The sequence below is a fragment of the Myxococcus sp. AB025B genome (genome assembly GCF_006518215.1).
In the GTDB taxonomy this organism is placed as follows: Bacteria; Myxococcota; Myxococcia; order Myxococcales; family Myxococcaceae; genus Myxococcus; species Myxococcus fulvus.
In genome coordinates, this window is the sequence record NZ_SRLW01000250.1 from 1 (window position 1) to 14,591 (window position 14,591).

General features: G+C 72.6%; 10 protein-coding genes and 1 pseudogene. 3 read left to right on the forward strand and 8 right to left on the reverse strand.

The genetic code is table 11. From position 1 onward, the window contains the following. The 3 genes and pseudogenes from FL311_RS31875 to FL311_RS31885 all read right to left on the reverse strand — a co-directional run. Window positions 1-415, reverse strand: a pseudogene (locus FL311_RS31875) (hypothetical protein); the annotation flags it as partial. 107 nt (window positions 416-522) lie between these two features. Continuing rightward, window positions 523-1,260 carry a Dickkopf N-terminal cysteine-rich domain-containing protein gene (locus FL311_RS31880; protein WP_141331118.1) on the reverse strand — a complete coding sequence of 246 codons (738 nt, stop codon included), beginning with the start codon at window positions 1,258-1,260 and terminating at the stop codon, window positions 523-525. 217 nt (window positions 1,261-1,477) lie between these two features. Further along, a complete protein-coding gene (locus FL311_RS31885; protein WP_141331120.1) occupies window positions 1,478-3,211 on the reverse strand; it encodes a sigma 54-interacting transcriptional regulator in 1,734 nt (577 codons plus the stop codon). A 135-nt stretch (window positions 3,212-3,346) separates the two neighbouring features. Between FL311_RS31885 and FL311_RS31890 the strand changes: the two genes are divergently transcribed. Beyond that, window positions 3,347-4,756: an NAD-dependent succinate-semialdehyde dehydrogenase gene (locus FL311_RS31890; protein ID WP_141331122.1), complete on the forward strand. Its 1,410-nt coding sequence runs from the start codon at window positions 3,347-3,349 to the stop codon at window positions 4,754-4,756. A 4-nt stretch (window positions 4,757-4,760) separates the two neighbouring features. On the opposite strand, the gene FL311_RS31895 is transcribed toward FL311_RS31890, so the two are convergent. Further along, on the reverse strand, window positions 4,761-5,771 hold the full coding sequence (locus FL311_RS31895) for a hypothetical protein (RefSeq protein WP_194869444.1): 1,011 nt from the start codon (window positions 5,769-5,771) through the stop codon (window positions 4,761-4,763). A 192-nt stretch (window positions 5,772-5,963) separates the two neighbouring features. Between FL311_RS31895 and FL311_RS31900 the strand changes: the two genes are divergently transcribed. Together FL311_RS31900 and FL311_RS31905 are read left to right on the forward strand one after the other, a co-directional pair. After that, window positions 5,964-8,909, forward strand: a complete 2,946-nt coding sequence (locus FL311_RS31900; RefSeq protein WP_228557212.1) for a sigma-54 dependent transcriptional regulator — start codon at window positions 5,964-5,966, stop codon at window positions 8,907-8,909. A gap of 528 nt (window positions 8,910-9,437) precedes the next feature. Further along, complete coding sequence (locus tag FL311_RS31905) at window positions 9,438-10,412, forward strand: heme A synthase (RefSeq protein WP_141331124.1); 975 nt, start codon at window positions 9,438-9,440, stop codon at window positions 10,410-10,412. A 4-nt stretch (window positions 10,413-10,416) separates the two neighbouring features. On the opposite strand, the gene FL311_RS31910 is transcribed toward FL311_RS31905, so the two are convergent. The 4 genes from FL311_RS31910 to FL311_RS31925 all read right to left on the reverse strand — a co-directional run bounded on the left by FL311_RS31910 (window position 10,417) and on the right by FL311_RS31925 (window position 14,519). Beyond that, window positions 10,417-11,943, reverse strand: coding sequence for a glycine betaine ABC transporter substrate-binding protein (locus FL311_RS31910; protein ID WP_141331126.1), 1,527 nt, complete (start codon window positions 11,941-11,943; stop codon window positions 10,417-10,419). Beyond that, window positions 11,940-12,692, reverse strand: coding sequence for an ATP-binding cassette domain-containing protein (locus FL311_RS31915; RefSeq protein WP_141331128.1), 753 nt, complete (start codon window positions 12,690-12,692; stop codon window positions 11,940-11,942). The genes FL311_RS31910 and FL311_RS31915 overlap by 4 nt, the downstream gene beginning before the upstream one ends. Window positions 12,693-12,716: 24 nt before the next feature. Beyond that, window positions 12,717-13,697 carry a hypothetical protein gene (locus FL311_RS31920; RefSeq protein ID WP_141331130.1) on the reverse strand — a complete coding sequence of 327 codons (981 nt, stop codon included), beginning with the start codon at window positions 13,695-13,697 and terminating at the stop codon, window positions 12,717-12,719. Window positions 13,698-13,853: 156 nt separating this feature from the next. Beyond that, the gene (locus FL311_RS31925) at window positions 13,854-14,519 is read right to left on the reverse strand and encodes a DUF4142 domain-containing protein (protein ID WP_228557213.1); all 666 of its coding nucleotides are present in this window, start codon (window positions 14,517-14,519) and stop codon (window positions 13,854-13,856) included. Window positions 14,520-14,591 lie beyond the last annotated feature (72 nt).

The window sequence follows — 14,591 nt, forward strand, 5'->3', positions numbered from 1 at the left end:
CATCCGCCTGCGTCACGACGGGCACGCAGGCGTTCAGCAGTCCCGAGGAGTCGGGCACCGGGCCACAGCCGTAGCCCGGGCGGTAGCAGTCCTCGCTGCACCCGAGCAGGCAGACCCCCAGGTCCTTCGCGCACACGGTGCCCGAGGGACATGGCGCGTCGGCGGAGCACTCGAGCAGGCAGTACCCCCCCGGAAAGCCCAGGCCGCAGGTGAGCCCGGGGCCGCATTCCGAGTCCCCGTCACAGTCCTCCCCCACCCGCTCCACGGGCCGAGGCTCACAGCCTCCCCGCACGCAGACCTCGTTCGAGGCGCAGGCGTGTGACTCGTCACAGCGGACACGGATGTCGAGAGGACAGCCCGGCGCGAACAGCAGCACGAGCACGACCAGCCCACAGCAGGAAAGGAAGCGACGCATCAGCAAGGCCTCGCCACTCTACGCGCAAATCCCCGCGGGAGCGCGAGCCCCCGCGAGGCACGACCCTCGTGCTCCCTGGAAGCACGAGGACCGACTTCAGCGCCCTGCTACATGCAGGTGCCCATGAAGCCCGGCGCGCCGAAGCACTGGCCGCTCTTGCACTGCGAGTTCTCCTGGCACGGGAAGCCGAAGGCGCCCGGGCTGCAGAAGCCGATGACCGAGCCCGTGAAGGGCTTCACGCAGCTCCACTCCGAGGGGCAGTTGGAGTTGTCGCGGCAGAGGCCCTGCATGCAGAAGCGGCCCTTGTTCGACAGGTAGCCGTCGTTGCACACCGCGCCGCCCAGGCCCACCGGGCAGGCCCCGTCCTCGGCGCACGGCGCGAAGCTGGCGCAGTACGGCTGGCGCGCCCCGTCGTCATCCGGGTCCATGCACACCGAGTAGGTGTCGCAGCCATCCTTGAAGTCGGACGTGTTCGGGTCGCACGTGGGCGGGTTCGCGGGCGGACGCAGGCTGCACAGGCCCTCGATGCAGGTCTGGTTGCTCAGGCACTGGGTGTCGGAGGTGCACGTCGGCACCTTCTTGTTCTTGCAGTACGAGGCCAGCGCGCCCGTGTCCTCGGTGTCGCAGTACTGGTCCGCCGCGCAGTTCGCGTTCGACTGGCAGCCCAGGGCACACAAGCCGTTGAAGCAGAACTGCCCGGAGGGACAGGCCTTGCTCGCGCTGCAGAGCATCTTCTCCTGGTCGTTCGGGTCGGGGTTGTTCGGGTTCTTGTCGTCGTCCTCGCTCGTGCTGCCACAGCCCGTCACCACCACCGCCAGGAACAGCGCCATCAGCCATCGCTTCATGTTCGTCTCCGTGAAGGTCGTTCTCGCCGCGCGCCGGCCCTTTCCGTCAGCGGCGTATGGCCAGGCCCCATCGCAACCGCCGTGCCGCGGGCTCACGCGGACGCGAAGCCCCGCGATTCCGAGGGGTTGCGCGACGAACGGCGCTCACGGGCGCGCGGCGCTGGGGGAAACGTGCCAGGACTGGCACGCGGACAGGGCCTCCCGAGGAGGCGGCGTGTCAGTCCCCCTCGCCCAGGTAGCGGAACAGTGAGCGCAGGCCGATGCCCAGCGCCGCCGCCGCGTCCTTCTTGCTGCCGCCACAGCGGGCAATCGCCTCACGCACGTAGCGCTGGACGAAGGCCTCGCGCGCCTCCTCCAGCGGAACCATGGGCCCGTCCTCCGCGCCCAGCTCCAGGTCCTCGGGGCGCAGCAGCTCGTCCGTGGCCAGCACCGCCGCGCGCCGCACGCGCGACACCAGCTCGCGCACGTTGCCGGGGAACGGATGGCCTCGCAGCGCCTCCATGGCCTTCTGGGTGAGGCCCCGCGCCTTGCGCGACTCCTGCGTCAGCACGTGGTGCGTGAGCAGGAGCACGTCGTCACCGCGCTCGCGCAGGGGCGGCACGTCCACGCGCACCTCCTCCAGCCGGTAGCGCAGGTCCGCGCGGAAGGTGCCCCTGCGCACCGCCTCCTCCAGCGGCACGTGCGTCGCGGAGACGACCCGCACGTCCACCTTGCGCGGCGTGTGCTCCCCCAGCCGCGTCACCTCGCGCTCCTGCACCACGCGCAACAGGCGCGTCTGGAGCGACAGCGGCATGTCGCCAATCTCATCCAGGAACAGCGTGCCTCCGTCGGCCGCCTCCACCAGCCCCGCCCGCTCCGCGCCCGCGCCGGTGAAGGCGCCGCGCGCGTGGCCGAACAGCTCGCGCTCGATGAGGCTCTCCGGCAGCGCCGCGCAGTTGATGGCCACCAGCCGCCCCGGACGCCCTCCGCGGCGATGGAGCGCGCGGGCCACCAGCTCCTTGCCCGTGCCCGTCTCTCCCTGGATGAGCACGTTGAGCGGCGTGGGGCCCAGCCGCTCCACCTGGCGATACAGCGCGCGCATCGCCGGGGACTCGCCGATGAGCCCCTCGAACGTCGCCGCCTCGATGCGCCGAGTGAGCCCCTCCACGCGCGAGCGCAGCTCCGTCAGCTCGCGCCGCGTCGACAGCAGCAGCGCCGTCATCGCGCAGAGCGCCAGCGCCTCCTCCAGGTCCGCCGAGGTGAAAGCGGGCGCGCCGAGCTTGCGCCCCAGGTACACCACCGACAACGGCACCACCTCCACGCGCAGCGGCACCACCAGCGCCGAGCCCAGTCGCAGCGCCTCCAGGCTCGGGGCGCCCGCCAAGGCCGCGTCCGCCGCCACGTCCGCCACGAGCACGGGCGCGCCCGACGTCAGCACCCGGTCCACCAGGCTGTCCACCACCGCGGCCTCGGCCTTCGCGCCGGTGGCGAACAACACGCGCCGGGGCCCCTGGCTCGAGTCCGCCGCGACGAGGAAGCCCACGTCCGCGCCCACCACGTCGGCGAGGCCCCGCATCGCCACGTCGAGCAACTCCAACGGTGGCCGCTGCGCGAGCAGCCGCGAGGACAGCTCCGCCATCACCGCCACCAGGCGCCGGGGCTCGGGCGTCCGCGCGCCCTCCGTGCGCCCCTCCCCCATCTCGACGAGCTCCACCTCCACCGTGCCCAGGCGGATGCGGTCGCCGGGCTCCAGCGGCGCCAGGTCCACGCGCCGGCCCTTCACGCGCACGTCACAGCCGCGCCCCGCCGGGGACACGCTCCAGCCGCGCGCGTCGCGAAACAGCAGCGCGTGGCTCGGCTTCACGCCCGTGCCCGTGAGCACCACGTCACACGTGGCGTCGGAGCCCAGGGAGAGGACGGGCTTGTCCAGGGGGAGGCGGTGGCCGTCGGGCAGGACGAGGAATTGGGGCATGGCGGACGCGGGCGACATGTGTCGCATATCAGGAACACGGGGGCCCCGGCGCGTGCGGGCCCTGACGCTGGCCTTCACCGGGCATTGTGCGCGCGCGCCCGACTGCTATCACCGCGCTCCCGCAAGGAGCCTCCCATGGCCATCGCCACCATCGACCCGACGTCCGGCAAGACGCTGCGCACGTTCGACGCCCTCACTCCGGAGCAGTTGGAGTCGAGGCTCCAGCTCGCCTCGGACACGTTCCGCGCGTACCGCCAGACGCCCTTCGCCGAGCGCGCCCGCTGGATGCGCCGCGCCGCGGAGCTGCTGGACGCGGGGGCGGACCACTACGGCCGCATCATGACCGAGGAGATGGGCAAGCCGCTGGAGGCCGCCAAGGCCGAGGCGAAGAAGTGCGCGACGGCGTGCCGCTACTACGTGGCCAAGGCGGAGGGGCTGCTCAAGGACCGGCCCATCGACGTGGGCGGCGACACCGCCTTCGTGCGCTACCAACCCTTGGGGCCCGTGCTGGCCATCATGCCGTGGAACTTCCCCTTCTGGCAGGTGGTGCGCTTCGCGGCCCCCGCGCTGATGGCGGGCAACGTGGGCCTGCTCAAGCACGCGCACAACGTGCCCCAGTGCGCGCTCGCGCTGGAGACGCTGTTCCTGGACGCGGGCTTCCCGAAGGGCGCGTTCCAGACGCTCCTCATCGAGACCGCCGACGTCAACCGCGTCATCGAGGACGCCCGCGTGCGCGCGGTGACGCTCACCGGCAGCGAGGGCGCGGGCCGCGCGGTGGGCCAGTCCGCGGGCAAGTCGCTCAAGAAGGTCGTGCTGGAGCTGGGCGGGAGCGACCCGTTCATCGTCATGCCCAGCGCGGACCTGGACAAGGCGGTGGAGACGGCCGCGTCCGCGCGCCTCATCAACAACGGCCAGTCCTGCATCGCCGCCAAGCGCTTCATCGTCGCCGAGCCCATCGCCGCCGAGTTCGAGCGCCGCTTCGTCGAGCGCCTCAAGAAGGTCACCGTGGGCGACCCCATGGACCCGAAGACGGACCTGGGCCCGCTGGCCACGCCGGGCATCCTCCAGGGTCTGCACGCGCAGGTGGAGGCGAGCGTGAAGGCCGGCGCGAGGCTGCTCCTCGGAGGCAGGCCGCTGGAGCGGCCCGGCAACTTCTATCCGCCCACCGTGCTCGCGGACCCGCCGCCCTCCGCGCCCGCGTTCCATGACGAGCTGTTCGGCCCGGTGGCCACGCTGCTGCGTGCGCGCGACGTGGAGCACGCGGTGGAGCTGGCCAACGCCACGCCCTTCGGCCTGGGCGCCAGCGTGTGGACGCGCGATGCGGGCGAGGAGCGCCGCTTCATCGACGGCATCGAGTCCGGCATGGTGTTCGTCAACCAGATGGTGGTGTCCGACGCGCGGCTGCCCTTCGGCGGGGTGAAGAACTCCGGCCACGGGCGCGAGCTCGCGGACCTGGGCATCCACGAGTTCCTCAACGCGAAGACGGTGCGCGTCGCGACCGGTGGGGACGCGCCTGCGGCTCGCGGCGGCGCGCTCAGCGAGTAGCGCTTCAGCGCGTGCGCACCCGGCCGTCGGGGGGGCGGTGGACCTCCTCCAGCGCCTCCGTGACGGCCTCCACCTCGGCGCCGAGCTGCTCCACGCTCTGGCGCAGGCCCAGTCCGGCGACGTCCTCGCCGGACGCGTCCGCCGTGCGCACCCGCAGCACCTGCGCGTAGAGGCCCTCCAGCGTGTAGAACAGCCGCGTGTACTCGGCCTCCAGCCGGTCCGCCGCCGTGGACAGCTCCGCGCGCTGCTGACGCTGCGACTCGAGCGCGGACAGCGCGCCCTGGAGCCGCTCACGCACCACCGCGTCCCGCTCCGTCGCCACCCTCGCGGACAGCGCGCGGTGCTCCTCCTCCAGCCGGCTCGCCTCCTCGGGTGTGGCCAGCGCGCGCAGCGTCCGCTCCCGGCTCGCCAGCGCGTGACAGCCCTGGCGCAGCGCCTCCACCGTGCGCTCGGGGGCGTGCACCACCTCGCGCAGCACCGCGGGCCCCTGGGCCAGCTCCGCCAGCAGCTTCGCGCACACCGCGTCCACGCGCGCCACCTTGGGGTCCACGGGCTCGGCGGATGCGGCGGGCTTCACCCCGAGACCAGTGGCCTCCGCCTCCTCTTCTTCCGTGGGGCGCCTCAGGTACTTCGCCGACGCCAGGAAGAGTCCCAGCGCCACGAAGACGAGCCACCACAGCCGACGGGGCTGTCCCATGGCGATGAGCAGGCACACGATCGCCGGCGCGATGAAGGCCGCCGCCTTCGCCGGGTCCCTGGAGGCGTTCGAGGAGCGCCGCCGAGAGCGGGGCCGCGTCGCCTTGCGCGCGTCCCGCCGGGCCTCCTTGCGCCACTGCTTCTCCCACTGTCGGCGGACCTTCCGGGGAGGCAGGCGCCCCGTCTTGCGCACCCAGGCCTCGACGGCCGCGTCCTCCCGGGCCTGGCCCTCCGACAAGGCGTCCTCCAGACGGCGCAGGCGCTCGTCCTGCTGGCGGGGAGGCGCGCTCGGAGGAGGTGGCTCGGAGGCTCGGGGCACGCGATACGATAACGACCTCCCCCGCCATCGGGGAGGTGAATCCCACATCATGTTGGGCGCTTCGTGCTCCCCCGCACCGAGTCGAGACGGGTGATACTCGGGGGTAATCCGGGGAAATGCTCAATCGTTTGCATTCCCCCTGGAAAAGGCCCATGAGATTGTGTTCGCGGGGGGCACAAGGGGTTCGGTGTCGTGGAGAGCATCGAGGAAAAGGGGGAAGGCGGGGAGCTGAGCCCCGAGGCCATCCGCGCGCTGCGTGGGGGCCAGAGTCGTGCTGCCTTCGCTCGGATGCTGGGAGTCACCCCCCTGACGGTGTATCGCTGGGAGCTGCCGGAAGACGCGCCCCAGGCGCGGCGTCCCCGAGGTCGGGTGGCGCAGGCGCTCAAGCAGTTACAGGGCGGCGGGCTCACGGGCGCTCGGCTGCCCTCCCTGTCCCGCCAGGAGCTGCGCCCCGAGGAGAGCCAGCGGCTGCAGCCCGCCCTGGACCGACTGAAGCGGGCCGAGTGGCGCGCGGCGGAGGAGGAGCTGCTCACGCTCCTGGCGTCGGGCGTGCTCAAGACGCCGGGCGCGCGGGCGCTGGCGGCGGTGGGGCTGTCCCACCTGCAGCGCTGGGGACGCGAGGACAGCCGGGGCGCGCTCGCCACGCTGCTGCCGCACCTGGGCGAGGCGGAGATGGGCCTGTTGCCGAGGGGCGTGGAGCTGCAGGTGCACGCGCTCGCGGCCAACCTCTACGCGTCGCCGGATGGGAAGCTGTTCGACGCCGTGAAGAGTGACGCGCACGTGGCCCGCGCGGAGGCGCTGCTGGTCGAGGAACCGGACTCGGACGCGCGCTGCCTCTTGCGCATGGCGCAGACGGCGGGCGCCTTCTACCTGGGCGAGACGGAGCGGGTGGCGCGCTACTCGGGGCGCGTGGCGGAGGCGCTCACCCACGTGACGGACCCGGCGCTGCGGCTGCTCGCCGAGGACGTGTGCGCGCACGAGGAGGCCATCCGCGGCGAGACGACGCAGGCCACGCGCCGCTTCCGTGAAGTGGCCCAGGGCGCGGCGCGGCTGGGGTACGCGTTCCTGGAGGCGCGCAACCTCGCCTTCCTCGCGCAGCGTCGGCTGGACGAGGCGTGCGAGCCAGAGGAGGCGCTGCTGCTGGTGCGCCGCGCGCGCGAGGCCGCGTACGGCGGACGCATGGCGCGCGGCTTCTCGTTCATCTTCGCGGCGCGCGCGGAGGCCGAGGCGCTGATTCGCCTGGCGCGCTTCGCCGAGGCGGAGGCCGCGCTGGACGAGGCCGACGCCGTGGTGGAGGAGCTGAGCTGGACGCCGCTGCAGCTCGCGGTGACGCGCGCGAAGCTGTGGCTGACGGTGAACCGGCCCGCGGAGCTGCGCAAGCTGGCCTCCCGCCTGTCCTCGTACGACGGCAACATCCAGCGCTCGCTCACCGGCGCGTACGCCCTCTTCGTGGAGGCCATGGCGGACCTGAGCGAGGGCACCGCCCAGCGCGCCGCCGCGGGCTTCGCCGCCGCCGGAGCGCGCGGCATGGAGCTGGGCGGCTGGCCCTACCTGCGCCGTGAGTGCCTGCTGTACGAGACGGCCGCGCGCGCCTACGCCGGGCAGCGGGAGGAAGGCCGGGTGGTGCTGCGCCGCACGCGCGCCTTCCTGGAGCGGATGCCGTCGGCGTGGCACTCCGCGCTGCTCCACCGCTTCGAGGGCATGCTCCTGGTCGTCGAGGGCCGCACGCGCGAGGCGCGCGACTTGCTCGAGGCCTCGCTGGGCACCTTCCGCCTCTCCGGCGACGTGTGCATGGCGGCCTTCACGCGCAGCCTGCTGGCGTGGCTGGGCAAGCACGAGGGAGACCCGGCCGCCGACGAGCTGCTGGCCGCCAGCGACGCGGAGCTGCGCCGCATCGGCATGGCGCCGCAGCCCAACTTCATCCCCGCCACGGCGCGCCCGGCCGGCTCGGGCAGCCCCGCCTCCGAGCCCGGGGCCACGACGCGCCTGGGCTCCGAGGCGCTGGTGGTGCCCTTCGAGCGGCTGTCCGTGCGCGGCATGGGCGCGCCGCTCATCCAGCGCGAGCTGCTCGGCGTGCTGGAGGGCCTGTTCCCCGGCTGCGCGCCCCGGCTGGAAGAGGTGGACTCCCAGGGCCGCGTCACGGTGCTCGCGGGCCTGGACGCGCGGCCGGCCACGGACGAGGTGGAGTTCGGCGACGGGTGTGGACGCAGGCTGCGGCTGGGCGTCGTGGGGCCGCTGCCGGTGGATGGCCGCGCGCTGCTCACGCTCCTGTCCCGGCTGGGAGGCTTCGCGCTGGAGGTGGCGACGCTGCGCGGCTTCACGGCGGTGGAAGCGGGCGTGTCGGGCACGAGCGAGCCCGCGTCCGAGGAGCCCGGGCGCGAGACGGAGCTGCCGGGCTTCATCGCCGCGTCCCCCTCGATGAAGCGGCTGCGCGCGGAGCTCTCGCGCCTGTCCGCCAGCCGCTCCACCGTCATCGTCACGGGCGAGTCCGGCGCGGGCAAGGAGGTCGTCGCGCGGGCGCTGCACCTGCTCTCCACGCGCTCGCAGCGGCCCTACGTGGCGTTCAACTGCGCGGCCGTCCCCAAGGAGCTCTTCGAGGGACAGCTCTTCGGCTACCGCAGGGGCGCCTTCACCGGCGCGGCCACGGACCACCCCGGCGTGCTGCGCGCGGCCCACGGCGGCACCCTGTTCCTGGATGAGATTGGCGAGCTGCCGCTGGACGTACAGCCCAAGCTCCTGCGCGTGCTGGAGAACGGCGAGGTCTTCCCCCTGGGCGAGACGCGCCCGGTGGAGGTCGACGTGCGCGTGGTGGCCGCCACGCACCGGGACCTGGGCCAGCTGGTGCGCGAGGGCCGCTTCCGCGAGGACCTCTACTACCGCCTCCAGGTGGTGCCGGTGCGCGTGCCGCCCCTGCGCGAGCGGCGCGAGGACGTGGTGGCCCTGGCGCAGCACTTCGTGCGGCAGCTCACGCCCGAGGGACAGCCGCCACCGCAGCTGGGCTCCGACGCGCTGGAGGCGCTGATGGCCCACCCGTGGCCCGGCAACGTGCGCGAGCTGCGCAACGTCATCGAGCGCTCCATGGCGTACGGGCCCTTGCCGGCGGTGCTGGGGGCAAAGCAGATGCGCATCGCGGGCTGAAGTCGAGGAACCACCCCAACCCGCGATGCGCCCCGCCCTGTTTCCCCACACCCCTGTGGGAACCTCATGAGGCGCGCGTCGGAAGAGGTCCGCTCCGGGCCGGGGAGGGGGGGAACCCCGGCCCGAAGCGCGGTACTGCTTCCGACTGTTGCCTCTCAAAGAACACACCCATGGGCCCAAGAGGGGGGAAGCTTCGACCCTGGGTGCCGGGACCGCCCGAGGGCGGTCACCTGTTCAAACCGTGTGTCGCCAGCCTCCGGAGAGGTCCGTCGCGCACTGAGCGATCGCTAAGCACTCTACGTGCCAGCCCTTAGAGGCAGGGAAGTGTCCAATGGACATCATCCAATGAGGTAGTCAAAGGGAGCAGGCATATCCAATAGGACGGGTGGGACATCCGGCGGGCCCTATCCGGATATGCCCCGGCGCCGAGCGAGGGAGGAGCCGAGCAGGCGGGCTGATGGGCGGGGTGACGCTGGATGGGGTGCGCGGGCGGCGGGTGGAGCGCGGTTGCGATAAGGGGTGAGCGCGATGACTCATCCCGCCTCGACCCGCTCGTTCCAGCGCTTCAGCCTCGGCGTGCTCGTCTTCACGTTGGGGGTGATTCTGTGGGGCGCCTTCGTGCGCGCCACGGGCTCCGGGGCGGGCTGTGGTGACCACTGGCCGGTGTGCAACGGGCAGGTGGTGCCCCGCGAGCCGACGGTCCAGACGCTCATCGAGTACACCCACCGGCTGACCAGCGGCGTGGTGATGCTGCTCGCGGTGGCCTTGAGCGTGTGGGCCATGCGGGCGCACGCCAAGGGCCACCCGGTGCGCAAGGCGGCGAACTGGGCGCTGTTCTTCATGATGACGGAGGCGCTGGTGGGCGCCGGCATCGTGCTGCTCCAGTACGTGGCGGGCAACGCGTCCGTCGGCCGCGCGGTGTGGATGGGCGTGCACCTGGTGAACACGTTCCTGTTGGTGGGCGCGCAGACGCTGGTGGTGTGGTTCTCGAAGGGCCGGGCGAGCCTGGCCTTCCGGGGCCAGGGCTGGGTGGGCGTGCTGGTGGGCGTGTGCGTGGCCGGGATGATGCTGCTGGGCGTGAGCGGCGCGGTGGCGGCGCTGGGGGACACGCTGTTCCCCTCGGAGACGCTGGCGGAGGGGCTGGCGCAGCACGCGAACGACCAGGCCCACCTCTTCGTGCGCCGGCGCATCTATCACCCCATCATCGCGGTGCTGATGGGCGCGGCGCTGGTGTACGTGGGGCGGTGGATGTCGCGGCTGCGGCCGTCGCCGGAGGTGAAGCAGTCCGCGATGCTGCTCACCGGCCTCTACGTCCTACAGTTGGGGGCGGGGCTCGTCAACGTGGTGCTGCTCGCGCCGGTGTGGCTGCAGCTGGTGCACCTGCTGCTGGCGGACTTCGTGTGGATGACGGTGGTGCGGCTGTGCGCGGCGGGCCTGTCGAAGGACGCGCCCCGCGCGGAGCGGGTGTCGGAGCCGGTGCCGACGCACGCCTCGGCCGCCTGAGGCGTCAGCGTGACTCCGACTCGGCGCGCAGGCGCAGCCCCTTGGGGATGAGCGCGCGGCCCAGGGCCTCGAACAGGCCGCTGACGAGCAGGGCCAGCACGGCGGCGGGGACGGCGCCCTCCAGGATGAGGCGGGTGTCGTCCAGCCGGATGCCGGTGAGGATGGGCTGCCCGTAGCCTCCCGCGCCGACGAGCGCGCCCAGCGTGGCGGTGCCCACGTTGATGACGGCGGCCGTCTGGATGCCCGCGAGGATGGAGGGCGAGGCCATGGGCAGGTCGATGCGCCAGAGCCTGGCGCGCGGAGGCAGGCCGAGCGCGTCCGCGGACTCGCGAACCTCCAGCGGGATTCCCGTGAGGCCCGCGGTGGTGTTCCGGACGATGGGCAGCAGGCTGTAGAGGAACAGCGCGGCGATGGCCGGTCGCGAGCCGATGCCCAGCAGCGGAATCATCACCACCAGCAGCGCCAGCGAGGGAATCGTCTGGATGATGCCGGCGAGCCCCAGCACGCCCTGCCCCAGCCGAGGGCTGCGCGCGGCGAGCACGCCCAGCGGGACGGCGAGCGCGAGCGCGGCCAGGAGCGACACGCCGACGAGGAACAGGTGCTCCCGGGTGCGGCGCAGCACGCGCGACACGAGCCCCTCGCCGTGGACCTCGGTGGAGACGCCCAGCTTCGCGGCGAGGAAGTCGGAGGCCACCCGCGGCTCGGGCACGCGCTCCAGTCGGGCGCGGGCGTTGAGCTTCACCATCGCGTCTTCCGAGAGACGGCCCTGCAGGCGCAGCACGGCCGCGAGGGCGTCGGGGGCGCGCGACTCCAGGTCCTCGCGATAGAGCAGCACGGCGTCGTAGGCGGGGAAGTGGCGCGCGTCGTCCTCGAGGACCCGCAGGCCGTAGGCCGCGATTTCGGCGTCCGTGGAGTACAGGTCCGTCACCTGCACGGAGCTGGCCTCCAGTCCCCGGTACGCGAGGTCATGGTCCAGGCCGCGCACGTCGCGCTGCGGGAGCTTGTACGTGTCTCTCAGCGCGGGCCACCCGTCGGCGCGCTCCATGAACTCGTTGCTGAAGCCGAAGCGCAGCTCCGGGTGCTCGCGCAAATCCGAGATGCGGCGGATGCCCAGCCGCTCGGCCTCCGCCTCCTTCATGCCCAGGGCATAGGTGTTGTTGAAGCCCAGGGGCTTGCTCATGCGCAGGCCCACCTCGGCGAGCGCGGCGCGCAGGGCCGCGTCATCGGGCAGCGCGCGGCCGGAGAGCAGCTCCTGGCGCAGCGTGCCGGTGTACTCGGGATACACATCCAGCTCGCCCCGCTTGAGCGCCTCCCAGAGCACCGCGGTGCCGCCGAGCTCGCGTCGATGTCTCACGCTCGCGCCCGTGCTCCGCGCGAGCTGCGTCACCATCTCCCCGAGGATGACGGACTCGGTGAACTTCTTGGAGCCCACGCGCACGGACGCCGTGCCCTCCGGCGTGCTCGACGCGCGGGAGCAGGCCCCCATCGACAGCACGAGCACCAGCAAGGTCCACCTCGCGCGAGCGCTCATCCGGTGACGCCTCCCCCGGGCGACAGTCGCTGGGCCTGGATGAAGCGCGTGACGAACGTGTCCTGGGGCTGGGTCTCCAACTCCGTCAGCGAGCCCTGTTGCACCACGCGCCCGTCCCGCATCAGCACGATGTCCTCCCCGAGGAACCCCGCCTCCGCCAGGTCATGCGTCACCAGCACCACCGTCTTGCCGAGCCGCGCGAAGATGGCGCGCAGGTCCGCCTGGAGCTCATGCCGCACCAGCGGGTCCAAAGCGCCCAGCGGCTCGTCGAGCAGCAGCACCTCCGGGTCCAGCATCAACGCGCGCATCAACGCCACGCGCTGCCGCTGTCCTCCCGACAGCTGCGCCGGGTAGCGCGCGAGCGCCTCGGGTGGGAACCGCGTCAGCTCCACCAGCACCTCCTGGCGCTCCCGGATGCGCGCCTCCGGCCAGCGCAGATGCCGGGCCATCAGCACGACGTTCTCCTCACCCGTGAGATGAGGGAAAAGTCCCCCGCCCTGGAGCGCGTAGCCCACGCGGTGGCGCAGCGCGAGCAAGGCCTTCTCGTCCGTGGGCAGCGGCTGTCCCGCGTACAGCACCTGCCCCCTATCCGGACGCAGCAGCCCGTTGAGCAGGCGCACCAGCGTGGACTTCCCGCAGCCGCTCGGCCCGAGCAGCGCCGTGGTCCGCCCGGGTTGAAGCGTAAGCGTCACCGCGTCCAGCGCGAGGGTGTCACCGAAGCGCTTGGAGACCTGCTGCAACGCGTACACGGGCGGGCTCCTTCCTCGCTGCGTTCAGGGGACGGAGAAGGCGCCATTGCAGACGGCGGGGAACGCGGGCTCCTCGGACTCGAGGAAGCTGCACGCCGCGAACACCGCGCGGTCATCCCAGTGTGTCGCCCCCGCCCAGACGACCAGGGGCCCGCGTGACGTGGGCGCGGTGAAGCGCAGGCACCGCGCGGGCTGCTGCTCCAGCAGGCAGGCCACCTCCTTCACGGGCCCGGCGCCGGGCAGGGCGGCGCGCAGCTCCGACACGCTCTGGTCCCTCCAGCGGACCGTGACCTCGGTGCGCGCGGGCCGATACACGCTCCACACGAAGGACGCGTCGTCGCAGCGGATGCGTCCCGCGCGGCTGGTGGACTCGGAGGGCTGACACTTCTCGGGCACCGCCAACGAGCGCCAGGGCAGGCGCGGCGGCAGCAACATCGCCTGCTCGTCGAGCAGCTCCCCCTCGGGGTTGCCCTTCGCCGCGAGGTACTCGAAGAGCTCCAGGCAGCGCGCCACCGCGGGCTGGGCGTTGTTCTTCGCCACGCAGCCCAGCTCCCGCTGCCGGCCGAGCGGCCCCGCCACGGACACCAGGTAGCCGCCCGCGCGGCAGGGCGTCGAGGCCTCCGCGCCTCCTCCTTCCGCGTCACACACCGCGAAGCGGGCCGCGGGCCACGAGCGGTCCGCCAACGGCAGCGCGCCCTCCGCCACCACCACGCGCTCGCCCAGTCGCTCCACCAGCCGGGCCCGGGCCAGCGCCAGCACACGCTCGGACGTCACGGCCTTGCGCTCGACCAGCCACACCGTGGAGTCACCACACTGGTAGACACGCGACGTGGGGCTGTCGGGCACCGGCGTGCACCCCGCGAAGAGCGCGCGCGCCGCCGGCAGGAACGGCCCCACGGGCGTGGCGCCCTCCGGCGGGACAGGCGGGACCTGGGGCGCGGACGTCGCGCACGAGCACAGGACGACCCACCACCAGGCAGCTACCCACTTCCAGGCATTCGCCATGCGTCGGGATAAACACCCGCCGCCCACCGCGTCAACCCGGGAGCGCGCGAGGCGCCCGGCGGCGCACACACAGCGCCTCCCTGAGACGACACCGCGCGGTGACGCCGGAGGCCCGGGTCACCGCGCGGGTGCTGTCAGGCGTCGAGCGCGCGAGTCCTAGCGGCGCAGGGCCTTCTCCATCTCCTTGGCCTGCCGCTCGTTGCTCGCGATGCCCTGGCGCGTGCGGCGCAAGAGCTCGCTGAAGGCGGCGTCGGTCTCGTACTTCTTCATGCCATCGTCCACCATGTCCTGGCCCTTCTTGCCGTCATCGGCGACGCGCGACAGGAAGTCCTTGTCGAAGTCCTTCCCGCTCTTCTCGCGCAGCTTGTCCAGGTCCTTCTCGGCCTCGGTGATGGCCTTGTTCAGGCGCTTGTCGACGCCCTCCATCTTCTTGTCGTAGCCCTCCTGCATCGCGCCGGAGCCGCCCGTGCCGGACGCGGGCTGGTTCAGGTCGATGGTGGCCACCTCGATTTGCTTGCTGTCCGCCCACGCCTTCAGGCCCGACAGGTGCTGCTTGTGGTCATCCACCAGCTTCTGGGCGAACGTGCGCACCTGCTCGTCCTGGGTCTTCTCCAACGCCAGATTGCCCAGGGCAATCTGCTTGGCATCGAAGAGCGCCAGCTTGCCGACATACAGCTCCTTCTCGGCCACGGCCTCACCGATGCGCTTCTGCTCCTTGCGGTCCTTCTTCGCGTCGTCCGCGAGCGCGGAGCCCGTCATCGAGCCGAACACCAGCGCCGCCGCCAGGGCCGCCACTCCACCACCACGAATCCTTCGAGCCATGCCGTCCTCCTGGACAGGGATTGCCCGAAAGTGGTCCGGCCCCCGCGCCCCGGCAAACGACGCCCGCCAGTC